This is a genomic window from Jannaschia rubra (genome assembly GCF_001403735.1).
Lineage (GTDB): Bacteria > Pseudomonadota > Alphaproteobacteria > Rhodobacterales > Rhodobacteraceae > Jannaschia > Jannaschia rubra.
This window is the reverse complement of sequence record NZ_CXPG01000017.1, coordinates 52,879-78,449: the sequence shown is the minus strand read 5'-3', so window position 1 is coordinate 78,449 and position 25,571 is coordinate 52,879. Positions and strand designations below refer to the sequence as shown.

Below are 25,571 nucleotides of genomic sequence, written 5' to 3'. Positions count from 1 at the left end.
CGCGCAGCCCCCGCCGCGTCAAGGCTTGCACGCCGCCCGGCGCCGTGGAACGAAGCGGCATGCGTATCGCCTATACCATGACCGAGGGGCGCGGAGAGCTCGACCCCCTGCTCCACGATCTGGCCCAGGCCGCCATCGCGCGGGGCCTGCGGGTCGCGGGCATCGTTCAGGTCAACAGCGATCGACCCGGCTGCGCGCGGTGCGACATGGATGCGGTCGTCCTGCCCGATGGGCCCGTCATTCGCATCAGCCAGTCTCTCGGCCGCGAAGCGCGGGGCTGCCGTCTGGATGCCGAAGGGCTGGAGACCGCCGTCGCCGCGACTCAGGCGCGGCTGGCAGACGGGGTGGACCTGCTGATCGTCAACAAGTTCGGCAAGCAGGAAGCGGCGGGCCGCGGCTTCCGCCCGGTCATCGCGGCCGCGCTGGAAAGCGGTGCCGACGTGCTGCTCGGCGTCAATGGCATCAACCTCGATGCGCTGCGCGATTTCACGGGCGACGCGGCGGTCGCGCTGCCGCCCGACCCGGATGCCCTGCTGGCCTGGATGCCGGTGCGCGCCTGATTGTCACGTTCACCTGGTTACGATGTCGTGCACTCTTGCGGCCCCCCCGTGCCTCACACTAGGTGACGCCGGGTATGACATCCACTGCACCCCCCGACTCGATCAGGACTTGGCACCTGTGGCTCTGGCCCCTGCTGCTGGTGGCCATCGCATTCGCCATGTGGCTTCTGCCATGGGGCGATTGGGTGCCGATGCTGCGCGACTGGGTCGACTCGCACGGGCCGCTGGGCGTGGTGGTGTTTCTTGTCGCCTATGTCGTCGTGGTGATCCTTCCGCTGCCCGCGGCGGCCATGTCGGTCGTCGGTGGTCTGGCTTTCGGCTGGTGGGGCTTTCCGCTGTCGATGCTGGGCAGCATCCTCGGCGCCGTGCCGCCCTATCTGGTCGGCCGCTACTGGCTGCGCGACCCGATGATGCGGCGGATGGCGGGGCCCCGGATGCACGCCGCCGATCGGGCCATCGGTCAGAACGCGATGGTCTTCGTTGGGCTGCTGCGGCTGACGCCGATCCTGCCGTTCACCGCGCAGAACTGGCTTTTGGGGCTCACGTCGGTACGCCTTGCTCCCTATGTCGTGGCCTCGACGCTGGGTCTCGCACCGGGCACGCTGGCCATGGTCTGGATCGGCGAGATGGGTGGCCTCGCCACAGTCGGCACCAGCCGGGTGCAGCTTGCGCTCGCCGGGTTCGGGCTGTTGGGATTCGGCCTTCTCGTTCTCTGGCTCGCGCGTTTTGCCACGACCGAATTGCGCCGCGCGGGGTTTCATGGCGCTGCGGTCACGGACAAGTGATTCCGCGAATGGCGTCCTGTCGGGTTTGCTGGCCCGACCCGCGCAGGAGCCTTCGATGACCGAGACCCGGCCCGACTTGATCCGCTGGGCCCTGATCGCTGCGGCCATCGTCGCACTGATCGCGGCCTATGCGTTGCTTCCGGTGCAGGACTGGGCCGAGGCGTTCCGACGCTGGCTCGGCGGGCTGGGCGCGGCGGGCTGGGTCGCCTTCATCGTCATCTACGCTGTGGCGACGCTTTGCCTCGTACCGGGGTCGCTGCTGACCATCGCGGGGGGCCTCGCCTTCGGCCTGTGGGCCTTTCCGCTGGTGCTGGTCGGCGCCACGCTCGGGGCGGGGATTTCGTTCCTCGCGGGGCGCTATCTGGTACGCGATCGCGTGGCCGACCGGATCGACCGCAACGACCGCCTGCGCGCCATCGACGGTGCCATCGCCGACGACGGGTGGAAGGTGGTCGGTCTGCTGCGCCTGTCGCCCGCGATCCCCTTCTCGCTGCAGAACTGGGCGCTGGGCGCCACGCGGGTCGCGTTCTGGCCCTATCTGCTGGCCACCTTCTTCGGCATCATGCCGGGCACGCTGCTCTATGTCTGGATCGCGTCTCTTGGAGCGGGCGGTGGCGACGGAGGGCCGCTACGGTGGGTCTTCTTCGCCGTTGGCATCGCGGCCACGCTGGCCGTGACCGTGCTGGTCGGTCGCAAGGCCCGGGCCAAGCTTGCCGAAAAAGGGCTGAGTGAGGCCTGAGGAAGCGTCATTTTGCGGCAGCGTCCGCGCAAGGGGCAACCCTGCTCTACTCCTCGATCACAGTTCCCCGCGCCAGGACACGCAGCTCCCCGCGGAACCTCTCGTCAATACATGACGGTATGGAGCATGATCCGGACGGGTGCGCCCAACTCGAACACGGTGCTTCCTCGGGCGATCAGCCAGCCGTCATTGCGTTCCAGGCGCGCGACGACTTCCCTGACACCCGACACATCGGTGTCGACGGTCAGCAGGAATTCGATGGCCTTCGCGTTGCCGTCGCTGCGCAGGCGTGTGGACAAGGCATCCGGGTCCGCTGGATCGGAACTGGACGGATCGTCGAAATATACTTCGATCTCTCCTTCGGGGATGTTCATGCCGCCCTCGAATGCGACGCTACCGGGGACGACCGTCGGTTGCGTGGCACCCCTGCCGGGAATCGTGGCGAGGGCCATGACGCCGAGCGTCATAATCACCTTCCGGCGTCCGGTGGCATGCCTCATTTCAGGCTCGCTTTCGTTCTCGCGGACCGTGGCAACTCCCGATCAACGGAGGGACGGTCGCCGTGGAAGGAGGGGGCGCCCTGGGGACGCCCCCGCCGGTCGTCTCTAGATGATGATGAAGTGGTCCGCGGAGAGGTCCAGATTTGCGCTCAGGCGCGCGAATTGGATCGCCTCCATCTCTCCCGTGCCATCCTCGTCGTAGCATAGGCTTCCGCTGCCGGTGTCATAGATGATGCGGTCGTTCGCATCGAAAGCCTCACCGAACGGGGATGCATGGAATGCGTCGAACGAAAGGACACCTTCGTCCCCCAGAGCCCCAAAGACGAGATTGTCGAGCAGGATCAGATCGTCGTCGACGTCGAAATCCGTGATCCGGTCGATGTTGTCCGCCTCGAGCGCGGTGGAGAAGCGGAACGAATCCTCTCCGAACCCGCCGATGAGCTTGTCCGCTCCGAGGCCGCCGTCGAGCAGGTCGTTGCCGCGCCCACCCCGCAGGACGTCGGAGCCCGCTTCGCCGGGTTCCGCCGGCTCGGGCGGGAAGTCGACCGAGACGTGCATCTCGTAGGTCGACCCCTCCGGCACGGCATCCGTCCAGCCGCTGCCCGGCGCATCCGGCGTCCAGCTGCCCTCCACGATGTAGTAGGTTCCGGTTTCCTCGACGACGAAGGCGATGCTCGAATCCCTGTTCGTGGCAGATCCGGGATCCCCGCCGCCGTCGTCGTTCTCGGCAACGACGTTGCCTTCGCTGTCGAGAAGCCGGAGATAGCTGTCGTGGACGTCGGGGTCGGCGATGCCGTCGATGTCGATGGTGATCGACGTGCCCGCCGCCAGCTCGATGCTGTAGTACGCGCCCTCGCCGTTTCCGGTCGCGTTGACGGTCGTGTGAAGCACGGTCGTCGAGTCGAAGATGTCCGGATTTTCGTCCAGCGAGAAGTTGTCGGAGATGTCGAAGGCCGTTGCGATCGAATTGTTCGCGGCATCCTCCCCGAGTGTGGCCGTGCCCGTACCGAGCCCGGGCCGCGGCAGCGGCTCCCCCTGATAGGCGAAATCGCCCAGCAGGATATCGTCACCCCCACCCCCATGGAGCCAGTCGTCGCCGCCTTGCCCGGTCAGCACGTTCGCGGCGCCGTCGCCCCTGAGGCCGTCATCGAACCCGGTCCCGGCAAGGTTCTCGATCGAGACATAGGTATCGCCGGCAAGATCGCCGCGCCGTATGTCCGCAAGCATTCCAACCGTGCCATTCGAGTAGTCGGCGGTATCGCTGCCGGCTCCGCCGTCGAGCAGGTCGCCTCCGCCGCCGCCGGTCAGGACGTCATTTCCGGAGCCACCGTAGAGCTCGTTCGACTCCTCCGTCCCGATCAGCCGATCGTCGAAGCGCGAACCCACGACGTTCTCGAAACCGACGAGGATGTCATTGCGGATGACGGTCCCGCGTCCGACGATCTGTACCGGGCCATCGGCATCGCCACCGCTGGCCGTGCCGCCCACGAGATCGACCGTCACGCCGTCACTGCTGCCGGAATAGTCTACGGTGTCGATATCGTCGCCGCCATCGAGGTAATCCTGGCCGCTGCCGCCGATGATCGTGTCGTTTCCACCCTCGCCATAGAGGATGTCACCGTCCGCGCCACCGTCGAGGATGTCGTCCCCGTCCCGCCCGTTGAAGACGTCGCCGCCTCCCCGACCCCAGAAGTGGTTCGCATCCGCCGTCCCTATGAAGCGGTCGATGCGGTCGTCGGAGCCGACCAGGTTCTCGATGCTGTAGAAGGTGTCGCCGGATGCGGTTCCGCCGCTGGCGACGTTCGTCTCGAGGTTGACGAGAAGCTGGAACGGGCTTTCACGACTGAAGTCCGCGGTATCGACGCCATTGCCGCCCCGGAAGATGTCGATGCCGTCCTGGCCGTAGAGAACATCGTCGCCGTCGCCCCCGTCGAGCAGGTCGTTGCCCTGTCCGCCGAAGATGGTGTCGTTGCCGTCACCGCCATAGAGCGCGTCGTCGCCGTCGTCGCTTTCCGTTTGATCTTCCAGGTCGGCGACATCGATCGTGTTGTTGATGTCCCGACTGGCCAGCGAGTCGGTGCCGCCGATGATGAGGTCGTCGCCCCCCCGGCCGAAAATGGTGTTGCTGCCGGCCCCGCCGTCGATCCGTTCGTTCATGTCGTCGCCGATGATGATGCTGGTCAGCGTATTGTCACCGACGATGGGCGGGGTTCCTTCGCTAATCACGTCAGGCGGCGGCGTCGTGCGGTCGATATAGATGATGTTTTCGACGTTCTCGATCTCGCCTAGGTCGAGGTCTGCGGACAGCACGATGACGGTATCGTTTCCACCGTCCGCTTCTTCGCGCACGATGTCGTCGATGGAGTCGACATAGTAGATGTCGTCGCCGCCGTAACCGGCCATCCGGTCACCGCCACCCCGCCCGTCGAGCACATTGGCCCCGTCGTTGCCGATCAGAATATCGTCATGGGCACTGCCGATACCGTTTTCGATGTAGTATTCCGTGTCGTCGGCATTGTGCCCGGCAAAGATCGACACGTTGTTGCTATGGCCGTTCACGCTCGAAAACTGCCCCGCGCGCAGGTCGAGGATCGTGCCCGCGGTGGAGCCCGAGAAATTGATCGTGTCGCTACCCCCGGTGTCGTGGATCACGAACCCGATGTCCCGCTGCAGGCCGGTGGAGGTCAGCTCGTACCCATATTCCGTGCTGTCGAAGCCATAGACGTTGTCTCCCGTCATCAAGTCGATGGTCTCGTAGGTCCGCACCCCGTCCTCATCCACGGTCGAAAAGAAGCGGCGGATCACCGCTTCGATGTCGGCCATGAGCGGCGTCGATGCCGACCACCGCGTGTCCTCGCCCACGTCGATGCCGTCGAAATAGGACATGACGCTGTATTGCTGACGGTCGTAGATCCAGGTTGCGTTGTTCAGATAGTTGATCTGCACGCCCCCGGGGCCGCTGTAGTTGTAAAGACCGGGATGGTTGAGGCCGAACTCATGCCCGAATTCATGGACGAAGGAGTCGAACACGTAGCCGCCGATTTCCGTGAGATCGGGTTCGGTGTCGTGGAACCGCTGGCCGATGCTGACGTAGCGATTACTCGAAAACGCGCTGCCATCGCTGGGTTCCCCCAGTTCGGGGCTTACCACCCGTATCCAGTCGGTTTCGGGATCCCAGGCCGTGTCATCGACGATCTCGAATTCCAACGGCGTAACGGAGGACCACATCTGCAGGGCACCCACCGCGGCCGCCTGATAGTCGGGATGATTGCCCAGCTCCTCGACGTTGATCCTCAGCGGCTCCGCCGCGATTTCCGGCGTCAGACTGCGACGCAGCGAACCGGTATAGTCGATGAAGGCCTCGTAATCATCGCTTTTGCCGAAAGGATTGTCCGGCGTCTGGTCATTGATCCACCATGCACCAATAGTCGAAGCTGAAGACGGCATCTTCGGGGTTCCCTATACTGATTGCGATCGCCGGGCATGCCGCCTGACGATCAAGATGGTCCCGACAACTGCAATTCGTTGCCGGCGTTGATTGGCAAACCCCTTCACCGTGATCGAGGATGCGGCAGAATCTGCGACCTGTCCACAATCCAATTGAAGGTCCTCATCCCCCGTTACCCGATGGATAGAGAGCCGCATTCGATGCCCGAGCATATGTTCTCGACAATCGATGCTACCGCATAAGATCAAGTTTCAAAGGGCTTGAGCCTGAAGTAAGCGCCGCCGAACGTTAAATGACATCCGCTCGTTTTTCTTGGGACGACGAAATATTCCCTCGGTATCGAACGATGCCAAAGGGAATGACGTCACGTCAAATGATCTACGTAACGCGTTAGCCAATACCGACCGATCCTTGGTGCCGGTTACGGGCCGCGGCATTCGTTCGGATGGACCGAGTGATGACGATGGTGTGCGCGGTACCGAGCAAAGATCCGGAGGATCGACAGACCTGCGTCGATATTATCCTGCGAGGCGACAGGAAAACCGGCGTCGATCAGGAATTCTGGCTGGGGTGGTAGGATTCGAACCTACGATACACGGTACCAAAAACCGATGCCTTACCGCTTGGCTACACCCCAACGTGCGGCGGGAGATAATGGAGGCGGCTTGGGGTCGCAAGGGAAAATTTACGCCGGTCAACACGGAAACACCGGGGCAGCCAGGGGGCAGGACGACCAACAGGATCATCCTATGAAAACGGAAGGCTGGCCGTCGGCGGGCAGCGGTGGCGTCGCTCGCCGCTCCGCACGGAACGCCACCAGCGTGGCCGCCGACAGGAGGATAATGGCGCGACATTTCAGCACCGGCCAGGTGTCCGCCCTCCCGTCGACTTCGGCCGATCGACGCTGCGCTCAGGTCCGCGACTGTTTGATCAGCGAGAGAATGTCCGTCGCAGCCTTCGGAATGTTCGTGCCAGGGCCGAAAATCGCGGCAACGCCGGCTTGCCGGAGGAACTCATAATCCTGTTGCGGGATCACGCCGCCGCAGATCACGATGATTTCGCCCGCGTCGGCGTCGCGCAGCGCCTGAATCAGGCGGGGAGCCAGGGTGCGGTGGCCGGCGGCTTGGCTGCTGATGCCGACGACATGGACATCGTTGTCGACGGCATCCTGCGCGGCTTCCTCCGGGGTCTGGAACAAGGGGCCCACGTCGACGTCGAACCCGATGTCGGCGAAGGCGGTGGCGATGACCTTGGCACCGCGGTCGTGGCCGTCCTGGCCCATCTTGACGACGAGCATCCGGGGCCGGCGCCCCTCCTCGACCGCGAAATCCTCGACGTCCTTCTGGATGGCGGCGAAGCCCTCGTCGCCCTCATAGGCCGCGCCGTAGACACCGGCGAGTGTCTTCACCTCGGCCCGATGGCGACCGAAGACCTTTTCCATCGCCATGCTGATTTCCCCCACGGAGGCGCGGTGGCGCGCGGCCTCGACCGCGGCCTCCAGAAGGTTGCCACCTTGCTCCGCGCGCCGCGTCAGTTCAGCCAGCGCCGCGTCGCAGTCTGCTTGATCGCGGGTCGCGCGGATGCGCGCCAGCCGGGCCACCTGCCCTTCGCGCACCTTGTCGTTGTCGATGTTCAGGATGTCGATCTCATCCTCGGTCTCACGCCGGTACTTGTTGACTCCGACGATCACGTCTTCGCCCCGGTCGATCTTGGCCTGTCGGGTCGCGGCCGATTCCTCGATCCGCAGCTTGGGCATGCCGGAGGCAACGGCCTTTGTCATCCCGCCCATCTCCTCGACCTCCTCGATCAGCTTCCAGGCGGCTTCGGCCAGATCGTGCGTCAGCTTCTCGACATAATACGACCCCGCCAGCGGATCGACGACGTTGGTGATCCCCGTTTCCTCCTGCAGGATGAGCTGGGTGTTGCGAGCAATACGGGACGAATTCTCGGTCGGCAGCGCGATGGCCTCGTCGAAGGAGTTGGTATGCAGCGACTGCGTGCCGCCCAGCACGGCGGCCATCGCCTCATAGGCGGTACGGACGACATTGTTGTAGGGGTCCTGTTCCTGAAGGCTGACGCCGCTGGTTTGGCAATGGGTCCGAAGCATGGATGACTTGGGGTTCTTCGGCTCGAACTCGGCCATGATGCGGTGCCACAGCAGGCGTGCGGCACGCAGCTTGGCCGCCTCCATGAAAAAGTTCATCCCGATGGCGAAGAAGAACGAGAGGCGCCCGGCGAAACGGTCCACGTCCATGCCGCGTGCAATGGCCGTGCGGACGTATTCGCGTCCGTCTGCCAGGGTGAAGGCCAGTTCCTGGACCAGGTCGGCGCCGGCCTCCTGCATATGATAGCCGCTGATCGAGATCGAGTTGAACTTCGGCATCTCGTCGGCCGTATATTCGATGATGTCCGCGATGATCCGCATCGAGGGTTCGGGCGGATAGACATAGGTGTTGCGGACCATGAACTCCTTGAGGATGTCGTTCTGGATGGTGCCGGACAGGTCGGCGCGGGCCACGCCCTGCTCCTCGCCCGCAACGATGAAATTTGCGAGGATCGGAATGACGGCGCCGTTCATCGTCATGGACACGCTGACCTTTTCGAGCGGGATGCCGTCGAACAGGATCTTCATGTCCTCCACCGAATCGATGGCGACCCCGGCCTTGCCCACATCGCCCGGCACCCGGGGATGGTCGCTGTCGTATCCGCGGTGGGTGGCCAGGTCGAAGGCCACAGACACCCCTTGCTGGCCTGCCGCCAATGCGCGGCGATAGAAGGCATTGGATTCCTCCGCGGTCGAGAACCCTGCGTACTGCCGGATCGTCCAGGGTCGGCCGGCATACATCGTCGCCTTCACGCCGCGCGTGTAGGGCGCCTCGCCCGGCAGGCTGCCGAGGTGATCAACACCGTCCAGGTCTTCGGCCGTATAGACCGGCTGCACGTCGATCCCTTCGAGCGTTCGCCAGACCAGGGCGTCGGGCGAGCGGCCACGAAGCTCTGCTTCAGCCAGTCGGGTCCATCTGCTGCGGTCGTCGTCCTTGGCCATCTCGTCGTCTCCTGTCGCGGAACGGACCTTGCGGCGGTGCCTCGGGCCCGAGGGTGATACGGCCATCGGCGCCGTCGCGCAGCCAGGCCAGATCGTCTTGGTACCGCGCGCGCAGGGCAGCGCGGTCGCGGGTCGTGAAGGGTGAATAGTGCCCCGCCATCTGCGGCAATGTCATCAGGCATCCGTCGTCACGAAGGCGGGATTGCAGAACGGCCAGCGGCGGGGACGCATTGAGATGGGGGACCGACTTGCCGCACGGCTTGTGGCCCGTCAGGTCGGCGAAGGCGCGCGCGGGGTCGACGGCCATGTCTTCGAAAGTCCAGACGGTCAGGCGGGCCCGCGACATCGCGTCGGCCACGTCGAGTATGACCTGCCGCCAGCCGTAGTGGGCGGCAACGATGGCATCGACAGTCATCCGGTCCGGCGGAGCAAATCCGCGGGTGATCAGAAAGGCGAAAACGCTGGCCCACCACGCATCGGGTGCGCGGATCGCCAGAACGACGCGATCGATGCCGGGCACTGCGCGGTCAAGCCGCCGCAAACGCGCGCCGGCTGTCGGATACGGTTGGGCGAGCAACAGGTTTTCGCGCAGGCCACCCAGCAGGTTCTCGTCCGAGATCACCAACCGCCCGATGCCCGAGGCCGACAGATCCGCACGCGATATCGCGATGCGCCCCGCAGCGCGATGCAGGTGCGGATCGTCGCCGCCAGAAAAGCGAGCGGGGTCGCCCATCACGCCCGCCAGCAGACCGGTGCGAGTTCGCCGCGGCCCCCAGATCGCCACACCACGCCGATCCAGGTGTGCGACGTTCCGGTCGAGCAACCGTTGCAGGCTGGTCGTTCCCGTCCGGTGGGCGCCCAGATGCAGGGTGACAGGCGGGCGCGGGGACTGCTGCGGCATGGGATCAGAACCTCGGGAGATGGCAGATGCACCACATCCTGCCCGCCCATGTCCTGCCGTGGTGTTAAGGGCCGTATTCGCCACGAAATGACGCGATGCGGCGCGAACACCCTTCGTCCTCGGGTCCGCGACCCCTATATCTGGGAAAAGAGGACGGACCACGGACATGCGCCACATCATATTGCTGCTTTTCGCGATGACCGGGGCTTTCGCAGCCCAAGCCGCCGACGTGCTGCCGGTTCCCGAACGCTGGGCGGCCGACCCCACGCAGGTTTTCGAGGCGTCGGAGGTCGATCTGCGCGAGTTGCAATGGCTTGCCCGTCCCGTCATCGTCTTCGCCAACTCTCCGCGCGATCCGTCCTTCGTCGAACAGATGGAAAAGCTGCTGTCCGAGGTCGATCGATTGGTCGAACGTGACGTGATCCTCATTGCCGATACCGACCCCGATGCGCGGACCGAGGTGCGCCAGCGGCTGCGCCCCCGCGGCTTCATGCTGGCGCTGATCGGCAAGGACGGAGAGATCAACCTGCGCAAGCCTCTGCCCTGGACGGTGCGGGAGCTTTCGCGCACCATCGACAAGATGCCCGTCCGCCAGCGTGAGATGCAGGAACGGCGGTAGTTGCTTGTGACGCGCGGCACCCCCATATTGAGTGTGACGCCAATGGAAAGGCAGATCATGGAACGTGACGAAGACATCCCGCTCACCCCGTTTCCCGGTCTTCCGGGTCGCTCGGGTCCGCGTCCGGGGTATTGACCCGGACATAGCCGAGATCGGACAGCAGACGGTCCGCCGCCCGTGGTCCGTGCGCGGAATAGGTATCAATCAGGCGCAGCACGTTCTGCCCGAGTGCAAAGGCCCGTGCGCGCATCTCGATCCAGTCGCTGTAGATCGCGATCCGGCGGATCGGTCCCGATTCCGCGTACCCCTCGCCCCTCATGTCGTCGGCCAGCGCAGCGATCGCATCTACCTGTGAATAGAAGGCGACGACCACGTCGATGGTCTGGCGCGGAAGAACCTCGATGTCCTGCACCAGAGCCGCGAACACGCGGTCGTGGCGTTCGCGGGGGATGAAGGGGACGTAATCCGGTTCGGCCTCCATCCGCCTCAGAACCCTGTCGCTGTCTTCCGTTGCCTCCCCTTCGTCCCAATAGGCCGACAGCGCGTTCCGAATTTCGGCGAACAGCGCCTTGTGATAGTCGCGCAGACGCTCCGCCCGCAGGCGCCGGGCATCGCGGCGATCGCGCCAGCCGTTCCAGAGCCAGCCCGCCGCCACGACGCTGCCCGCGATCAGGGCCTGCCAGATGCGGGCGTCGATGCCGAGGAACGTGCCGGCGTCCATCTCACTCGAATTCCAGGATCACGTCGTCCACGGCCAGGCTGTCGCCGGCTCCGGCGTTGACCTTCGAGACCTTTCCCTTCTTCTCGGCACGAAGGATGTTCTCCATCTTCATCGCTTCGACGACCGCAAGGGCCTGCCCTTCATGAACCTCGTCGCCTTCGGCCACGTCGATGCGGACAACGAGGCCCGGCATCGGGCACAGCAGCAGCTTCGACGTGTCGGGCGGGGTCTTCTCGGGCATCAGCGCGGCAAGTTCCGCCTGCCGCGGGGTACGGACGTGGACGATCAGATCGGCGCCGCGCGTCCGGATACGGAACCCGCCCGAGATCTTGCCGACCTTCATCACCACCACCTCGCCGCCAACCGAGACGCGGGCCAGCTTCTTGCCCGGCGTCCAGTCGGATTCGACGCGCAGCACCTCATCCCCGATGGTCACGTCGGCGCCATGGCGATCGGCCTCGATCGTGACCTCGAACCGGGTGTCGCCGCCCGCGCCGCCGAAAGTCACGACCCAATCGGCGCCGACCTTGCGTTCGTGGTTGTCCATCCGGCCCGATACCCGCGTGCGCCTGATCTCGGCCACACGGTGCATGGCGGCGCAGGCTGCCGCGATCCGCTTCAGGTGATCGGTCGGCAGGTCAACGCCGTGGAAGCCGTCGGGATATTCCTCGGCGATGAACGCGGTAGTGATATCGCCAGCGACGAATTTCGGATGGTCCATGACGGCGCTGAGGAACGGCAGGTTATGCCCGATCCCCTCCACCTCGAACCCATCGAGCGCGTCGCGCATCCCCTGGATCGCGCTGGCCCGGTCCGGTCCCCATGTACACAATTTGGCGATCATCGGGTCGTAGAACATGCTGATCTCGCCGCCCTCGAAGACGCCGGTGTCGTTTCGCACCGACAGCGTCTCGCCTGCCACCTCCTCCGGCGGGCGATACCGGGTCAGGCGCCCGATGGAGGGCAGGAAACCGCGATAGGGGTCTTCCGCATATAGGCGGCTTTCGATGGCCCAGCCGTTCAGCCGGACATCCTCCTGCGTGATCGGCAGCTTCTGGCCATCGGCGACGCGGATCATCTGTTCCACCAGATCGACTCCGGTGATGAGCTCGGTCACGGGATGCTCGACCTGAAGCCGGGTGTTCATTTCCAGGAAATAGAAATTGCGATCGCCGTCGACGATGAACTCGACCGTGCCTGCGCTGGCGTAGCCCACGGCATGCGCAAGGGCCAGGGACTGCTCGCCCATGGCTCGCCGCGTCTCGGGGTCGAGGAACGGCGACGGAGCCTCCTCGATCACCTTCTGGTTACGACGCTGGATGGAACACTCGCGCTCGCCCAGATAGACCCCGTTGCCATGCTGGTCGCAGAGAATCTGGATCTCGATGTGACGGGGCTGCGTCACGAATTTCTCGATGAACATACGGTCGTCGCCGAAACTGGCCGCTGCCTCGTTCTTCGACGCCTGAAAGCCCTCGCGCACCTCCGACTCGTCCCATGCGATCCGCATGCCCTTGCCGCCACCGCCTGCGCTCGCCTTGAGCATGACGGGATAGCCGATCTGTCCCGAAATCCGGATCGCCTCATCCGCATCCTCGATCAGGCCCATGTGGCCCGGCACGGTCGAGACACCCGCTTCGGCCGCGATCTTCTTCGACGTGATCTTGTCGCCCATCGCCTCGATTGCGCGGACCGGCGGGCCGATGAAGGCCACGCCCTCGGCCTTCAGGGCCTCGGCGAACTTCGGGTTCTCGGACAAGAAGCCATAGCCGGGGTGGACGGCCTCCGCGCCGGTCTGCCGGACAGCATCCAGGATGCGGTCGATGACGATGTAGGACTGGTTCGCGGGCGACGGACCGATATGCACAGCCTCATCCGCCATCTGAACGTGCAAAGCGCTGCGATCGGCGTCGGAATAGACGGCGACGGTCGCGATGCCCATGCGGCGTGCGGTCTTGATGACGCGGCAGGCGATCTCGCCCCGGTTGGCGATCAGGATCTTCTTGAACATGGCCCTTCCCTCTCCGGTCTGACGCCAGATACGCATGAAAAAGGGCCGCCCGGTCGACCGACCGGACAGCCCGAATGTCCGAGGCGCGCCCTGATGCGGGCGCGACCCTCAGAAGTCGTTGGACAGCGCGCCGCCAGCGGCGCCGATTGCGGCACCGGTGACGCACTTGCCGTCATCGATGATCTCGCCGACGGCACAGCCGACGACACCGCCGACGGCGGCACGCTCGAAATCGCTGCCGGTATTGCAGGCCGACAGAAGGGCGACGACCGCGAGCGCGGGAATGAGGATTGTGCGGGACATGAGATTTCTCCGTTTTTCTCAATTGTTGTCAACGCCGCCGGTTGTGCGGTGGTTCCTGTGTGGCGGCGTGTCGGGAACGGGCAGACGCTGTCAGCGCGCCCAGTTCGAGACGTCGTCGGCCAGCGCACCGGCCGCAGCGCCGACGATGACACCGCCGGCCACGTTGCCGTCAAGTGCCGCTGCGCCGAGGCCGCCGAGAACGGCGCCGCCGGCTGCACGCTCGACATCGGTACCGACGCAGGCGGACAGCGCCAGCGCGACGGCCCCGAGGCCGGCCAGCCTGGGAAGGATACGGGACATATGATTGCTCCTGCTCGTTTTATTATTGTCTTTTGGGTAATTTCGCCCCCCGTCGAACGGGACGGGGCCCGAAGGGCGGACCTTGCATGAGATCCGGGCGGCAGGTCGACCCGAAGGCTGCTCCACCGCCCGGGAGGGGAAGGGGTACGGTTCCACTCGCGCCCGGTCCGGTCGTCCCGAAAAAAGAACGGAAAGACCCGGCGCAACCGGAGCCTGCGACGGGACGGACGACCGGAATAGCCTGAAACGGCCGGCCACCGACGATCGGCGCCAGACCGCGCATCGGCTAGGGTCTTCGGCGGTATCACGCTCAAAAGTCGTCCTCGTCTTCCCAAGCATCCACGTTTTCGCCGTCGGAAAAAAGTTCGGGGAACGACGCTTCGGCCTGCGCAAGGTCAACGCGCAATCGCGCATCGTAGCTTCGGGGGTCAAAGGGATCATCCATAGGCAGGACTTCGCGCCCGAACAGCCAGGACAACCGCCCGGCGTCGAGGTTGCCACGCTCGAACGGCTCCTCTCCGAAATGCTCGATCAGAGCCTGCAGGAAGCCACGGTCAGCGGCTCTGTCGGGCGGCCGCCGGTCCTTGAACCGTTCGCGCCGAATGATCGGCGTGACGCCCCGCGGGTTGGCGCGGCGGACAGTAAACTGGAAATCCGTCCCGGGAAGCCGGCCCGGAAAGCCGCGATGCTTCATCATGTCCTGTCCCCCGGAGCAGCCGACCGCGATGCCAAGGCGCGGCGGTCTCTATGCGCCATAAGGGGATCAAACCGTGAGAACCTAGTCCAAGGCAGGCTTTGACCTGACGAAGATGATTGCCTTGGGTCTCGTGTCACTCGCAAAACGGCCCGTCGGCGCGGATAACGCGGCAAAAACGATGGCGGCCATGAAAAAGATATAGACGTCACGTGTCCGACACCGTTCGCAGAGCACGGCCCTCCATCGTGAGCCGTCGAACACGGACAATGAGGGAACGAATTTCGATACATGCGCCGCCGAATTCTGCCGGTTTGCCGCCGCCCTTGTGCCACTACCTCGCCATTGGCGACAATCCGCAAATCTCCCGGCATATCGTCGCCCATCACTGCGGAATCAAAAACGGCCGGATCCGCGCAAGCGCAAGGGTCCGGCCGTGGAACATCGAGATCGTCGCGGCCGAGGAATGCCCGGCCGGCGTCGCAATGGTCAGTACTTGGTCGAGACGGGCTCGGGCTGAACCGGCACGTAAACGACGTCCTGGTCGTTCTGGGTCTTGCCGGCGCAAGCGCCGAGAGCTGCAGTGACGCCGAGGATGGCGACGACTTTGATGATGTTCTGCATTTATTTCTCCTGTCGAATTGCGGGGGTAGTCGGCAGAGTCGGTGCACGTCCCCTCCCCCGAAACCCTTGGGGCGCGCCGATGGTTCCTGCAAGCCCAATGATCGCAGAATTTCTTCCATCAGAAATCCTCGGGCGAACATTTGCCGTCAGTAATGGCGTAAATTCCAAAATACTGTGTCGCTTCGGCATCAGCCTCACCGCGCGCGACAGCACGATCCATGATCGTCACGACATAGGTCTCCGCACGTGCAGCCGGTAACAGGGCCAGCGGCACGGCATGCGTCGCACAGAGCCAGTCGATGTCCGCCATGGCTGCGGCCGCATCAATGGAACCGGTGTCCCGCGCGATGCCCGGTGCGATGAACCTTAGGACCGCCTGCGTGGTGCCGCCTTCGACGCGTTCCCAGACGATTTCCCACAGGATTATCGCCTGCCCGGAGGGGATGGCACCCTGCGCCACGGCGGAAAACGCGAAGGTGAGGGACAGAAGCGCGCCGCCTGCCATCCGCCGGAACCATGTCAGTGGTTGCGAAGCGCGTCGATCAGCTGGTCCTTGGTCATGTCGGACCGACCCTCGATATCGAGTTCCTGTGCCTGGTCGTAGAGATCGTCCTTCGTCCACTCCTCGTAGGGTGGGGCTTTTCCACCTTTCTTCGAAGGATGCATGTCCGGGTTCGCCTGCGCATTGGCGATCCGGGCCGCCTTTTCCTTCGATGCGCCCTGATCGCGCAAGGCTTCGTAGGTATCCGCGTCCTTGATGCTGTTGCTGCTTTCCTTGGCCATGGCGTCCTCCTTTCGGGATGAACAATAACAGCGACGCGCAGGTTCCTGTTATGGCATTCGTCCGTCCCGGCCCGGGTCTTGCACCGCCAGCGTTCACAGCGGAATCGTGTTGTGCTTACGCCAGGGCCGTTCCTGCCGCTTGCTGCGCAGCGAGGCAAAGGCGCGGGCGATCCGCTTGCGCGTCATTCGGGGTTGGATCACCTCGTCAATGAAACCCTTCTCCGCGGCCACGAAAGGGTTTGCGAAGCGATCTTCATAGTCCTTGGTGCGCGCCGCGATCTTCTCCGGCTCGCCCAGCTCGGACCGATACAGGATCTCGACCGCGCCCTTCGCGCCCATCACGGCAATCTCGGCCGTGGGCCAGGCATAGTTGAAATCGCCTTTAAGGTGCTTGGACGCCATCACGTCATAGGCGCCGCCATAGGCCTTGCGCGTGATGAGCGTGACCTTCGGCACCGTGGCCTCGCCATAGGCGAAGAGCAGCTTGGCGCCATGCACGATCACGCCGCCGAACTCTTGGGCCGTGCCGGGCAGGAAGCCGGGAACATCCACCAGCGTCAGCAGCGGAATCTCGAAGGCGTCGCAGAACCGAACGAACCGCGCCGCCTTGCGCGAGGAGTCGATGTCGAGACATCCGGCGAGCACCATCGGCTGATTGGCAACGACGCCCACGGTTCGTCCCTCGATCCGGATGAAGCCGGTCAGGATGTTGCGGGCGAAGTCGGGCTGCAACTCGAAGAAATCGCCCTCGTCGGCGAGCTTCGTGATCAGCTCGGCCATGTCGTAAGGGCTGTTGGGATTGTCCGGGATCAGCGTGTCGAGGCTGTCGTCCACTCGACCCGGATCGTCGAAGAACGGCCGGACCGGGGGCTTCTCGCGGTTCGACAGCGGCAGAAAGTCGATCAGGCGGCGTGTCTCGGCCAAGGCCACGACGTCGTTCTCGAAGGCGAGGTCCGCCACGCCGGATTTCTTCGTATGCGTCGCCGCGCCGCCCAGCTCCTCGGCGGTGACGACCTCGTTCGTGACGGTCTTCACTACGTCAGGCCCGGTCACGAACATGTAGCTCGAGTCGCGCACCATGAAGATGAAGTCGGTCATCGCCGGCGAATAGACCGCGCCGCCTGCGCAGGGCCCCATGATGACGCTAATCTGGGGAATGACACCGGACGCGTCGATGTTGCGTTGGAACACCTCGGCATAGCCCGCGAGCGAGGCGACACCTTCCTGGATGCGCGCACCGCCGGAATCGTTCAGGCCGATCACCGGCGCGCCGTTCTGGAGCGCCATATCCTGGATCTTGCAGATCTTCTGGGCATGGGTTTCCGACAGGCTGCCGCCGAAGACGGTGAAATCCTGACTGAAGACATAGACGAGGCGTCCGTTCACCGTGCCCCATCCCGTTACCACGCCGTCGCCCGCCGGGCGGTCGTCCGCCATGCCGAAGTCGGTGGCGCGGTGGGCCACGAACATGTCGAACTCCTCAAAGCTGTCCTCGTCCAGCAGAAGCTCGATCCGCTCCCGTGCCGTCAGCTTGCCCTTCTGGTGCTGGGCCGCGATGCGGCGTTCGCCACCGCCCTGCCGCGCCTGTTCGCGCCGGATCTCCAGCTGTCCGAGAATGTCCTTCATGGCCGCTCCTCCCGTCCGTTCCCTCTGGATTAGACGCTGCGGCGCGGCGCGGGAAGGGTCTTGTCGGGATTTGTTCTCTGCCCGCGGCCACCGGCCCGCGGCCGTTGCCCGCGGATCACCGCGGGACTAGGGTTCGGCATGCGCCCGCCGCCCGCCATCCTGATCCTTGCCGCTGGCGCCTCCCGGCGGATGCGCGGCGATGACAAGCTTCTGCAGGAGATCGACGGCACACCCCTGATCCTCCGCGCGGTCCGGGCCGCCTGCGCCGCGGCGGCCGAGGTCATCGTGACCCTGCCGGCAAACGACAGGTCGCGACGGGCGTGGCTTGGCGACACCCCCGCCCTTCTCGTCGACGTCGCGGATCGCGCGATGTCCGCCTCGATCCGTTCAGGGGTCGCGGTTTGCGGCGCCGATGCCTTGATGATCCATCTCGCCGACATGCCAGAGATAGGGACTGAGGAAATGGCAAGGATGGTCGAGGCCTGGCAGCGATCGGATGCTGCGACGATGCAGGCCACGGCGGAGGATGGGTCGCAGGGCCAGCCTGTCATCTTCCACCGCTCGCTGTTCCCCAGGTTGTCCGCCCTGACGGGCGATACCGGGGCACGATCAGTTCTGGAACGTCATCCGCCCCAGCACGTCGCGCTGCCCGGACGCCGCGCCCTGACCGACCTCGACACGCCTGAAGACTGGGCCAGATGGCGCGTCGCACGTCAGACCTGACGGACGGTGCGCGTCTGGGTCAGGCCTGGCCCAACCGCTGCAACCGCGCCGCGCGCAGACGCGCGAAATCGTCGCCCGCGTGATAGCTGGACCGGGTGAGCGGCGTAGCGGACACCATCAGAAACCCCTTGCCATAGGCGGCCTTCTCGTAGCCGGCAAATTCCTCGGGGGTCACGAAGCGGTCGACGGCGTGATGCTTGGGCGTCGGTTGCAGGTACTGGCCGATGGTCAGGAAATCGATGTCAGCGGCGCGCATGTCCTCCATGACCTGCATCACGGCCTGCCGGTCCTCGCCCAGGCCGACCATGATGCCCGACTTGGTGAACATCGACGGATCAAGCTCCTTCACCCGCTGCAACAACCGCAGCGAGTGGAAGTAGCGCGCGCCGGGGCGGACTTCGGGATAGAGGCCGGGGACGGTTTCCAGGTTGTGGTTGAACACGTCCGGCCGCGCGGCGACCACGACCTCCAGCGCCTCGGGGGCGCAGCGGATGAAGTCGGGCGTCAGGATTTCGATGGTGGTATCCGGGGCCCGCTTGCGGATGGCGCGGATGGTCTGGGCGAAATGCTCCGCCCCGCCGTCCTCCACGTCGTCGCGGTCCACGCTGGTGATGACGACGTGCTTCAGTCCCAGCTTCTGCACCGCATCGGCCACGCGCCCCGGCTCGAACACGTCGAGCGCCTCGGGCGGCTTGCCGGTGGCGATGTTGCAGAAGGTGCAGGCGCGGGTGCAGACCTCGCCCATGATCATCATGGTGGCGTGGCCCTGCGACCAGCATTCGCCGACGTTGGGGCAGCCGGCCTCCTCGCAGACTGTGACGAGCCTATGCTCCCGCATGATGCTGGCGGTCGCCTTGTAACCCTCGCCCGCCGGTGCTTTCACGCGGATCCACGCGGGCTTCTTAGGCTGCGGATTGTCGGGCCGGCGCGCCTTTTCGGGGTGCCGCTCGGCGGGGATCTTCAGATCGCGGGGCATCCGGGTGGCCTCCTTCTCCGGTCATTCACCTGATATGCTGCACCGGGTGCCATGTCGAGAGCGGCTCTGACGCACCCCCGATGGATTGCCGTGCCAGACCAACGGTTTCCCTCGACGCATGACGGGTCTTCGGAATCTGCAATGCCGCAGTGCGGCGAAAACACTATCTGAAGGGTTGAACGATGCGAGCCGGACAATGCGGCTGCGCGACCAGACTACAGGAGACGACATGCGAACCGGCATTCCCCTTCCCCAGATCACGTTCCACACCCGCGTCCGCGACGCGCAGATCGGCGGGGACAATCCGTTCCGCTGGGAGGACCGGACGACCGCCGACTACTTCGGTGGCAAGCGTGTTGTCCTGTTCTCCCTGCCGGGCGCCTTCACGCCCACCTGCTCGACCTTCCAGCTCCCCACGTTCGAGCGTCTGGCCGACGAATTCCGCGCCGAGGGCATCGACGCGATCTATTGCCTGTCGGTGAACGACGCCTTTGTTATGAACCAGTGGGCCAAGGCACAGGGCCTCTCGGCTGTCGACGTCATCCCCGACGGATCGGGCGAGTTCACGCGGATGATGGGCATGCTGGTCGCCAAGGACAACCTGGGCTTCGGACCCCGGTCGTGGCGCTATGCGGCCGTGGTCAACGACGGCGTGATCGAAGCCTGGTTCGAGGAGCCGGGCCGCTGCGACAACTGCGCCGACGATCCCTACGGCGAGACCAAACCCGAAGCCATCCTGGACTGGCTTCGTGCAGAAAGCGCTGAAAAGGCCGCCTGACACGGCCGGGCCGTGGGCACCTATGCCCGCGGTCCGGGCCCCTTGCGCCGCGTCCATCCCCAAAGACACATCAGTTCCATGACGACATGCGCGCCCGCGATCGCTGTGGCCCCGGTCGTGTCGTATTGCGGCGACACTTCCACCACGTCGCCGCCGACAAGGTCGATCCCGGCCAGGTCGCGCAGGATCGCCGCCGCCTGCCCGCTCGACAGCCCACCCCAGACCGGCGTGCCGGTTCCCGGGGCGAAGGCGGGATCCAGGCAGTCGATGTCGAACGTCAGATAGCACTTCCTGTCACCGACGACGTCCTTGATCCGCTGTGCCACCTCGCCCGGCACGGCCTCATGCACGGCGCGCGCGTCAATGGTCGTGACACCCATGGTATCGGGGTTCACCGTGCGGATGCCGATCTGGACGCTGGTTTCCGGGTCGATCACGCCGGTCTTCACCGCCTTGTAGAACATCGTGCCGTGGTCGATCCGGTCCATGTCGTCGTCGGGCCAGGTGTCGCTGTGCGCGTCGAAGTGGATCAGGCTGAGAGGGCCATGTTTCTCGGCATGGGCCTGCAGGACCGGAAAGCTGACGTAGTGGTCGCCGCCCATGGCGATGCAGCCCGCGCCCTGTTCCAGGATCCCGCGGATGTGGTCACGCAACGCACCCGGAAAATCCGCGACGCGCGCATAGTCGAACCCGCAGTCGCCGTAGTCTGCCACGGCCAGCTCCTCCAGCGGGGAATAGCCCCAGCCATAGGGCGGATCGAAAGGTTGCAAAGCGCTCGCCTCCCGGATGGCGCGGGGGCCGAAGCGCGCGCCCGGGCGGTGCGTCACCGCCTGATCGAAGGGCACGCCGGTGATGGCCAGATCGAAGCCGCTCAGGTCGCGGGTGTATTTGCGGCGAAAGGCCGAGGTCGCGCCGCCAAAGGCGTTCTCGAAGCTCAGCCCGCGCGGATCGTCCCGCCGGAACGCATTGTCCACCTGATCGCGCGCGTCCTGAAGGGCCATGCCGGGTCTCCGTCCTGTCGCCGAAGTCTGACCACGCCCCGGCGGAAAGCGAAAGCCCCCGATACCGCTCGACTCCGGGCCGGCATGCTATAGGTGACGGTCATGCCCGATACCAAGCTCCGCCAGGATTTCGTCCACGCCATGTCCCGCGCCGCGGCGACGGTCAGCGTCGTGACCACCGATGGCCCCGCGGGGCGTGCAGGTCTGACGGTTTCGGCGATGACCAGCGTGTCCGCCGATGGCGAGACCCCGACGATGCTCGTCTGCATCAACAAGGGCGCATCGGCGGCGGAGCCGATCCTGCGGAACGGGTGCTTCGCCGTGAACGTGCTGGAAGCAGGCCAGCAGGAAGTGGCCGACATTTTCGCCAGCCGCATCGACGCGCCGGGCGGCGACAAGTTCGCCGCCGCCCCTTGGGACGTTCTGGCGACGGGGGCGCCCGTGCTGCGGGCGCTGGCCGGTTTCGATTGCGAGGTGCAGTCCGCCGATCTCGTCGGCACCCATCACGTCATCATCGGCGCCGTCCGCGCCGTGCGCGTGGATGAGGAAGGCACGCCGCTGATCTATGGCATGCGGTCCTATCTGCGGGCCGAAAAGGCCTGACGGCCCTCAGACCCTGCCCGTCAGCACGCGCCAGCCAAGCCGAAGACGACTGGCGGCAGGGTTGACTGCGGGCGGTGCGCCGGGATCGCTGACCAAGGCGCGAAGTTCCGCGTCCGTATCGCTGAGGACGAGGAACACCGGACGGGCCTGCCGGGGCGGTGGCGACGCCCTGAACCGTTGCAGCGCCGCCCGGCCACGGGCAGCCAGGTCGCGCACGACTTCGGCCGGATCGCCGGGCGGCAGGGGCTGGCGCCCCTTCTCCACCAGATCGGGCCCGGCGCGAAGCCATGCGACGATGCCCTGCGCGACGCCCGCATCGCGCACCGCGGCTTCGTCCGCTGCGCCCGCCATCCGCGCCCCCGTCCAGAGCAGCGTTCCCGCCGTTCGATCGAGATACCGCATCAGGTCATCCCGATCGGCGAACCGAGGCCCCTCGATGTCCGCGCGCCGTGCGTCGATCAGGTCATCGAGATCGCGCGCCGCGGTGGCGTCGATGGCTGCCGCAAGCGGCGTGACGACCTCATGCCGGCGGACGGTCGTGCCCTCCGCAATCTCCTCGAGAGCGTCGCGCCACCATTGCAGGCGCATCTCCGCGATCAGCGGCTCCTTCGTGACCCAGGGCGCACGGGCAACCTCCAGGTTGAAGGCGTAGAGCGGGAACAGCATCCGGCGCAGCAGCATCGGTGCGGCCATCACGGCGCGAAACCGGGCAGGATCACCGCGCTGCACCAGACCCGCGCAGGCCGTAAGGTCGTCGTCAACGCTCACTGGAGCAGCTTCCACCGGACCGCGTCGAGCAGCGCCTCGAAACTGGCGTCCACGATGTTGGCCGAGACGCCGACCGCGGACCAACGCCGCCCCGCGTCATCCTCGTGGTCGATCACGACGCGGGTCACGGCCTCGGTCCCGCCCTGCATGATGCGGACGCGGAAGTCCTTGAGCCGCATATCAGCGATTCGGTCCTGCAACGGCCCGAGATCCTTGGCCAGCGCCTTGGACAGCGCGTTCACCGGCCCCCGGTCCCCGCCCGTCGCATCCATGGACTCCGACACCGACAGGCGTTTTTCGCCGTCGACCTTGACCACCACGACCGCTTCCGACAGCGTGACCATCCGGTCGTGCTTGTTCTTGCGACGCTCGACCGTCACGCGATACCGCTTTACCTCGAACAACTCCGGCATGAGTCCCAGCACCTCGCGCGCGACCAGCTCGAAACTGGCGGGAGCCATGTCGTAGGCATAGCCCGCGTCCTCCCGCTCCTTCACCGTCGTCAGGATGGCGCGCAACTGGTCCTCGGTTCCCGTCAGGCCCAGGTCGCCCAGCCGCTTGCGAAGGTTCGACAGGCCCGCCTGGTTCGACATGGGAACGATCCGCTGGTTGCCCACGGCCTCGGGCGGGACGTGTTCATAGGTCGTCGGGTCCTTCAGGATCGCACTGGCATGTAGTCCCGCCTTGTGCGCGAAGGCCGAGGCGCCGACATAGGCCGCCTCGCGCCGGGGCACGCGGTTCAGGATGTCGTCCAGCCGGCGCGACACGCGCATCAGCCGCGGCAGGGCGTCGGGGGAAATGCCGGTCTCGTAGCGGCTGGCGTATGGCTCCTTCAGCAGGAGCGTTGGGATCAACGCGGTGAGGTTCGCATTGCCACAGCGTTCGCCCAGCCCGTTCAGCGTTCCCTGAACCTGCCGCACGCCCGCGTCCACGGCGGCGAGCGTTCCGGCAACCGCCTGTTCGGTGTCGTTGTGGGTGTGAATGCCCAACCGTCCGCCAGGCACGCCGCCGTCGATCACCGCGTCGACCACCTCGGCAAGGCGGTACGGCATGGTGCCGCCATTGGTGTCGCAGAGCACCACCCACCGCGCGCCCGCTTCCATCGCGGCGCGCGCGCAGGCCAGTGCATAGTCGGGATCGTCGGCATGGCCGTCGAAGAAATGCTCCGCATCGAACAGCGCCTCGCGGCCTTGCGACACGACATGGGCGACCGAGTCGCGGATCGCCTGAAGGTTCTCGTCGAGCGTCACGCCAAGCGCGGTGCGGACGTGGAACGGGTGCGTCTTGCCAACCAGGCAGACCGTGCCGGTGCCCGCGTTCAGCACGGCGGCCAATACGTCGTCGTTCTCGGCGGACCGGCCAACGCGCTTGGTCATTCCGAAAGCCGTCAGCCGGGCGCGCATCTTCGGCGCGGCGTCGAAGAACTCACTGTCGGTCGGGTTCGCTCCGGGCCAGCCGCCTTCGACATAGTCGATGCCGAGGTCGTCCAGCATCGTCGCAATCTCATGCTTCTCGCTGGCCGAGAACTGCACTCCCTGCGTCTGCTGTCCGTCCCGCAGGGTCGTGTCGTAGAGATAGAGCCGGGTCTTTCCCCCCTCCGTCACAATACCCCCTCCAGCCGCGAAGGGTCGAACCCCGCACCGGCTTCCCATCCGCGGCCCTTGCCGTCGGTCACGACCACGCCCGCCGCAAGCAACGCGTCGCGCAGGGCGTCGGCACGGGCCCAGTCCTTTTCAGCGCGGGCGGCCAGGCGGGCGGCCAGAACGCGCGTAATGCGGGCATCGTCCGAAACCTCGGCCCAGTCCCCCATCGCCGGCTCCAGCAACCCTAGAAGCGCAGCGGATGCGGCAAGCGTCTCTCCGTCGCCCGTCTTGGCGATCCGGTGCAGCTCCGTGATCGCGCCCGGCGTGTTGAGGTCGTCGCGCAGCGCGTCCAGCACGCGTTCGTCGGCCTGTCCATCCGCGCGCGCCATCGCCCGCCACTTCCGCAACGTCGCCTCCGCCTCCCGTGCCTTCTCCTCCGTCCAGTCCATCGGTTTCGAATAATGGGTGGACAGGAACACGAAGCGGATAACCTCGCCCGGCACGCCACGATCCAGCAGGTCGCGCACCGTGAAGAAGTTGCCGAGCGACTTGGACATCTTGCGCCCCTCGACCATCAGCATCTCGTTGTGCAGCCAGTATCGCGCGAACCCGGCATTGGGATCGGCGCAGCAGGACTGTGCGCGTTCGTTCTCATGGTGCGGGAACAGCAGGTCGTTGCCGCCACCGTGGATGTCGAACGTCGGGCCCAGCAGCGCCTTCGACATCGCGGAGCATTCGATGTGCCATCCGGGGCGCCCGTATCCCAACGACGTGTCCCAGCCCGGCTCCTCGTCCGACGACGGCTTCCACAAGACGAAATCCATCGGATCTCGCTTGTAGGGCGCGACCTCGACCCGCGCGCCTGCGATCATGTCGTCCACCGATCGCCCCGACAGTCGGCCATATCCTGCAAAGGACGCGACCGAGAACAGCACGTGACCATCGGCCTTGTAGGCATGGCCGGAGGCGATCAGCCCCTCGATCATCTCGACCATCTGCCCGATGTAGTCAGTGGCGCGCGGCATCTCCGTCGGCGTCAAAGTGCCCAGCGCCGCCATGTCGTCCAGATACCACCGGATCGTGCGAGCGGTGATCGCATCGATCTCCTCGCCCGTCTCGGCCGCGCGCGCGATGATCTTGTCGTCCACGTCCGTGAAGTTGCGGACGTAGGTGACGGCCTCGGCGCCGTAATCGTGGCGCAGAAGGCGGAACAGGATGTCGAACAGGATCACGTTGCGCGCATTGCCCAGATGGGCGCGGTCATAGACCGTCGGGCCGCAGAGGTAGATGCCGATGGCCAAAGGGTCGAGCGGCTCGAACGGTTCGACCTTGCGGGTCAGCGAGTTGCGAAGACGGATCACCGGCTCCTCCTGTCTGAGGCGGGATGGGGCCGGAGGAAGATCGCGGGCACCCATCGCCCGCCGAAATCACTCAGCGGGCGGTCGAAATGCGGATGATGCAGATGCGGATGCCCATAGC

General features: G+C 65.5%; 25 protein-coding genes and 1 tRNA gene. 7 read left to right on the top strand and 19 right to left on the bottom strand.

Annotated features, from left to right (window positions below; translation table 11 throughout):
• The first annotated feature begins 59 nt into the window (after nucleotides 1-59).
• From JAN5088_RS08870 to JAN5088_RS08860, 3 genes are all read left to right on the top strand, one after another.
• Nucleotides 60-560: a DUF2478 domain-containing protein gene (locus JAN5088_RS08870; RefSeq protein WP_055682479.1), complete on the top strand. Its 501-nt coding sequence runs from the start codon at nucleotides 60-62 to the stop codon at nucleotides 558-560.
• A 74-nt stretch (nucleotides 561-634) separates the two neighbouring features.
• On the top strand, nucleotides 635-1,345 hold the full coding sequence (locus JAN5088_RS08865; protein ID WP_074962651.1) for a TVP38/TMEM64 family protein: 711 nt from the start codon (nucleotides 635-637) through the stop codon (nucleotides 1,343-1,345).
• A 55-nt stretch (nucleotides 1,346-1,400) separates the two neighbouring features.
• A complete protein-coding gene (locus JAN5088_RS08860) occupies nucleotides 1,401-2,084 on the top strand; it encodes a TVP38/TMEM64 family protein (RefSeq protein ID WP_055682477.1) in 684 nt (227 codons plus the stop codon).
• 104 nt (nucleotides 2,085-2,188) lie between these two features.
• Here the strand turns inward: JAN5088_RS08860 and JAN5088_RS08855 are convergent, their stop codons facing one another.
• The 5 genes from JAN5088_RS08855 to JAN5088_RS08835 form a co-directional block, all read right to left on the bottom strand.
• Nucleotides 2,189-2,551 carry a hypothetical protein gene (locus JAN5088_RS08855; RefSeq protein ID WP_055682476.1) on the bottom strand — a complete coding sequence of 121 codons (363 nt, stop codon included), beginning with the start codon at nucleotides 2,549-2,551 and terminating at the stop codon, nucleotides 2,189-2,191.
• A 138-nt stretch (nucleotides 2,552-2,689) separates the two neighbouring features.
• Nucleotides 2,690-6,031, bottom strand: coding sequence for a M10 family metallopeptidase C-terminal domain-containing protein (locus tag JAN5088_RS19545; protein WP_055682475.1), 3,342 nt, complete (start codon nucleotides 6,029-6,031; stop codon nucleotides 2,690-2,692).
• Nucleotides 6,032-6,594: 563 nt separating this feature from the next.
• Nucleotides 6,595-6,669: transfer RNA gene (locus tag JAN5088_RS08845), tRNA-Gln, on the bottom strand.
• A 273-nt stretch (nucleotides 6,670-6,942) separates the two neighbouring features.
• On the bottom strand, nucleotides 6,943-9,078 hold the full coding sequence (gene scpA, locus JAN5088_RS08840; protein WP_055682474.1) for a methylmalonyl-CoA mutase: 2,136 nt from the start codon (nucleotides 9,076-9,078) through the stop codon (nucleotides 6,943-6,945).
• A complete protein-coding gene (locus JAN5088_RS08835; RefSeq protein ID WP_158448474.1) occupies nucleotides 9,035-10,147 on the bottom strand; it encodes a hypothetical protein in 1,113 nt (370 codons plus the stop codon). Before JAN5088_RS08835 ends, scpA begins: the two co-directional genes overlap by 44 nt.
• Here JAN5088_RS08835 and JAN5088_RS08830 point away from each other — a divergent pair.
• Entirely contained in the window at nucleotides 10,146-10,598 is a 453-nt protein-coding gene (locus JAN5088_RS08830) for a DUF4174 domain-containing protein (protein WP_055682472.1), read from the top strand. The two genes, JAN5088_RS08835 and JAN5088_RS08830, sit on opposite strands and share 2 nt — an antisense overlap.
• Nucleotides 10,599-10,680: 82 nt before the next feature.
• Here JAN5088_RS08830 and JAN5088_RS08825 read toward each other — a convergent pair whose 3' ends face one another.
• From JAN5088_RS08825 to JAN5088_RS08790, 9 genes are all read right to left on the bottom strand, one after another.
• Complete coding sequence (locus JAN5088_RS08825; RefSeq protein WP_055682471.1) at nucleotides 10,681-11,319, bottom strand: hypothetical protein; 639 nt, start codon at nucleotides 11,317-11,319, stop codon at nucleotides 10,681-10,683.
• Between the two features lies 1 nt (nucleotide 11,320).
• A complete protein-coding gene (locus JAN5088_RS08820) occupies nucleotides 11,321-13,330 on the bottom strand; it encodes an acetyl-CoA carboxylase biotin carboxylase subunit (protein WP_055682470.1) in 2,010 nt (669 codons plus the stop codon).
• 108 nt (nucleotides 13,331-13,438) lie between these two features.
• Nucleotides 13,439-13,633 carry a YMGG-like glycine zipper-containing protein gene (locus JAN5088_RS08815; protein WP_055682469.1) on the bottom strand — a complete coding sequence of 65 codons (195 nt, stop codon included), beginning with the start codon at nucleotides 13,631-13,633 and terminating at the stop codon, nucleotides 13,439-13,441.
• A 90-nt stretch (nucleotides 13,634-13,723) separates the two neighbouring features.
• A complete protein-coding gene (locus JAN5088_RS08810; protein WP_055682468.1) occupies nucleotides 13,724-13,933 on the bottom strand; it encodes a hypothetical protein in 210 nt (69 codons plus the stop codon).
• Between the two features lie 310 nt (nucleotides 13,934-14,243).
• A complete protein-coding gene (locus JAN5088_RS08805) occupies nucleotides 14,244-14,630 on the bottom strand; it encodes a hypothetical protein (protein ID WP_055682467.1) in 387 nt (128 codons plus the stop codon).
• A 486-nt stretch (nucleotides 14,631-15,116) separates the two neighbouring features.
• Entirely contained in the window at nucleotides 15,117-15,251 is a 135-nt protein-coding gene (locus tag JAN5088_RS19420) for a hypothetical protein (protein ID WP_267885374.1), read from the bottom strand.
• A gap of 118 nt (nucleotides 15,252-15,369) precedes the next feature.
• A complete protein-coding gene (locus tag JAN5088_RS08800) occupies nucleotides 15,370-15,756 on the bottom strand; it encodes a DUF6497 family protein (RefSeq protein WP_055682466.1) in 387 nt (128 codons plus the stop codon).
• 14 nt (nucleotides 15,757-15,770) lie between these two features.
• On the bottom strand, nucleotides 15,771-16,034 hold the full coding sequence (locus JAN5088_RS08795) for a DUF7218 family protein (RefSeq protein WP_055682465.1): 264 nt from the start codon (nucleotides 16,032-16,034) through the stop codon (nucleotides 15,771-15,773).
• 93 nt (nucleotides 16,035-16,127) lie between these two features.
• The gene (locus JAN5088_RS08790; RefSeq protein ID WP_055682464.1) at nucleotides 16,128-17,660 is read right to left on the bottom strand and encodes an acyl-CoA carboxylase subunit beta; all 1,533 of its coding nucleotides are present in this window, start codon (nucleotides 17,658-17,660) and stop codon (nucleotides 16,128-16,130) included.
• 138 nt (nucleotides 17,661-17,798) lie between these two features.
• On the opposite strand from JAN5088_RS08790, the gene JAN5088_RS08785 reads away from it, so the two are divergent.
• A complete protein-coding gene (locus JAN5088_RS08785; RefSeq protein WP_055682463.1) occupies nucleotides 17,799-18,383 on the top strand; it encodes a nucleotidyltransferase family protein in 585 nt (194 codons plus the stop codon).
• A gap of 19 nt (nucleotides 18,384-18,402) precedes the next feature.
• Here JAN5088_RS08785 and lipA read toward each other — a convergent pair whose 3' ends face one another.
• Entirely contained in the window at nucleotides 18,403-19,359 is a 957-nt protein-coding gene (gene lipA, locus JAN5088_RS08780) for a lipoyl synthase (protein ID WP_055682462.1), read from the bottom strand.
• A gap of 229 nt (nucleotides 19,360-19,588) precedes the next feature.
• Between lipA and JAN5088_RS08775 the strand changes: the two genes are divergently transcribed.
• Entirely contained in the window at nucleotides 19,589-20,137 is a 549-nt protein-coding gene (locus tag JAN5088_RS08775; protein WP_055682461.1) for a peroxiredoxin, read from the top strand.
• Between the two features lie 20 nt (nucleotides 20,138-20,157).
• On the opposite strand, the gene speB is transcribed toward JAN5088_RS08775, so the two are convergent.
• On the bottom strand, nucleotides 20,158-21,138 hold the full coding sequence (speB, locus tag JAN5088_RS08770; RefSeq protein WP_055682460.1) for an agmatinase: 981 nt from the start codon (nucleotides 21,136-21,138) through the stop codon (nucleotides 20,158-20,160).
• A gap of 102 nt (nucleotides 21,139-21,240) precedes the next feature.
• On the opposite strand from speB, the gene JAN5088_RS08765 reads away from it, so the two are divergent.
• Nucleotides 21,241-21,741, top strand: coding sequence for a flavin reductase family protein (locus tag JAN5088_RS08765; protein WP_055682459.1), 501 nt, complete (start codon nucleotides 21,241-21,243; stop codon nucleotides 21,739-21,741).
• Nucleotides 21,742-21,747: 6 nt separating this feature from the next.
• On the opposite strand, the gene JAN5088_RS08760 is transcribed toward JAN5088_RS08765, so the two are convergent.
• The 3 genes from JAN5088_RS08760 to cysS are packed head-to-tail and all read right to left on the bottom strand — an operon-like array spanning nucleotide 21,748 to nucleotide 25,507.
• Nucleotides 21,748-22,509 carry a squalene/phytoene synthase family protein gene (locus JAN5088_RS08760; RefSeq protein ID WP_055682458.1) on the bottom strand — a complete coding sequence of 254 codons (762 nt, stop codon included), beginning with the start codon at nucleotides 22,507-22,509 and terminating at the stop codon, nucleotides 21,748-21,750.
• The gene (gene cimA / locus JAN5088_RS08755) at nucleotides 22,506-24,113 is read right to left on the bottom strand and encodes a citramalate synthase (protein ID WP_055682457.1); all 1,608 of its coding nucleotides are present in this window, start codon (nucleotides 24,111-24,113) and stop codon (nucleotides 22,506-22,508) included. The genes JAN5088_RS08760 and cimA overlap by 4 nt, the downstream gene beginning before the upstream one ends.
• Nucleotides 24,110-25,507, bottom strand: a complete 1,398-nt coding sequence (gene cysS, locus JAN5088_RS08750) for a cysteine--tRNA ligase (protein ID WP_055682456.1) — start codon at nucleotides 25,505-25,507, stop codon at nucleotides 24,110-24,112. The genes cimA and cysS overlap by 4 nt, the downstream gene beginning before the upstream one ends.
• Nucleotides 25,508-25,571 lie beyond the last annotated feature (64 nt).

Bases quoted from the DNA above. Each gene is read 5' to 3' on its own strand.
- JAN5088_RS08870 (WP_055682479.1), top strand. From the start codon at position 60: ATGCGTATCGCCTATACCATGACCGAGGGGCGCGGAGAGCTCGACCCC.
- JAN5088_RS08865 (WP_074962651.1), top strand. From the start codon at position 635: ATGACATCCACTGCACCCCCCGACTCGATCAGGACTTGGCACCTGTGG.
- JAN5088_RS08860 (WP_055682477.1), top strand. From the start codon at position 1,401: ATGACCGAGACCCGGCCCGACTTGATCCGCTGGGCCCTGATCGCTGCG.
- JAN5088_RS08855 (WP_055682476.1), bottom strand. From the start codon at position 2,551: ATGACGCTCGGCGTCATGGCCCTCGCCACGATTCCCGGCAGGGGTGCC.
- JAN5088_RS19545 (WP_055682475.1), bottom strand. From the start codon at position 6,031: ATGCCGTCTTCAGCTTCGACTATTGGTGCATGGTGGATCAATGACCAG.
- scpA (WP_055682474.1), bottom strand. From the start codon at position 9,078: ATGGCCAAGGACGACGACCGCAGCAGATGGACCCGACTGGCTGAAGCA.
- JAN5088_RS08830 (WP_055682472.1), top strand. From the start codon at position 10,146: ATGCGCCACATCATATTGCTGCTTTTCGCGATGACCGGGGCTTTCGCA.
- JAN5088_RS08835 (WP_158448474.1), bottom strand. From the start codon at position 10,147: ATGTCCGTGGTCCGTCCTCTTTTCCCAGATATAGGGGTCGCGGACCCG.
- JAN5088_RS08825 (WP_055682471.1), bottom strand. From the start codon at position 11,319: ATGGACGCCGGCACGTTCCTCGGCATCGACGCCCGCATCTGGCAGGCC.
- JAN5088_RS08820 (WP_055682470.1), bottom strand. From the start codon at position 13,330: ATGTTCAAGAAGATCCTGATCGCCAACCGGGGCGAGATCGCCTGCCGC.
- JAN5088_RS08815 (WP_055682469.1), bottom strand. From the start codon at position 13,633: ATGTCCCGCACAATCCTCATTCCCGCGCTCGCGGTCGTCGCCCTTCTG.
- JAN5088_RS08810 (WP_055682468.1), bottom strand. From the start codon at position 13,933: ATGTCCCGTATCCTTCCCAGGCTGGCCGGCCTCGGGGCCGTCGCGCTG.
- JAN5088_RS08805 (WP_055682467.1), bottom strand. From the start codon at position 14,630: ATGATGAAGCATCGCGGCTTTCCGGGCCGGCTTCCCGGGACGGATTTC.
- JAN5088_RS19420 (WP_267885374.1), bottom strand. From the start codon at position 15,251: ATGCAGAACATCATCAAAGTCGTCGCCATCCTCGGCGTCACTGCAGCT.
- JAN5088_RS08800 (WP_055682466.1), bottom strand. From the start codon at position 15,756: ATGGCAGGCGGCGCGCTTCTGTCCCTCACCTTCGCGTTTTCCGCCGTG.
- JAN5088_RS08795 (WP_055682465.1), bottom strand. From the start codon at position 16,034: ATGGCCAAGGAAAGCAGCAACAGCATCAAGGACGCGGATACCTACGAA.
- JAN5088_RS08790 (WP_055682464.1), bottom strand. From the start codon at position 17,660: ATGAAGGACATTCTCGGACAGCTGGAGATCCGGCGCGAACAGGCGCGG.
- JAN5088_RS08785 (WP_055682463.1), top strand. From the start codon at position 17,799: ATGCGCCCGCCGCCCGCCATCCTGATCCTTGCCGCTGGCGCCTCCCGG.
- lipA (WP_055682462.1), bottom strand. From the start codon at position 19,359: ATGCCCCGCGATCTGAAGATCCCCGCCGAGCGGCACCCCGAAAAGGCG.
- JAN5088_RS08775 (WP_055682461.1), top strand. From the start codon at position 19,589: ATGCGAACCGGCATTCCCCTTCCCCAGATCACGTTCCACACCCGCGTC.
- speB (WP_055682460.1), bottom strand. From the start codon at position 21,138: ATGGCCCTTCAGGACGCGCGCGATCAGGTGGACAATGCGTTCCGGCGG.
- JAN5088_RS08765 (WP_055682459.1), top strand. From the start codon at position 21,241: ATGCCCGATACCAAGCTCCGCCAGGATTTCGTCCACGCCATGTCCCGC.
- cysS (WP_055682456.1), bottom strand. From the start codon at position 25,507: ATGGGTGCCCGCGATCTTCCTCCGGCCCCATCCCGCCTCAGACAGGAG.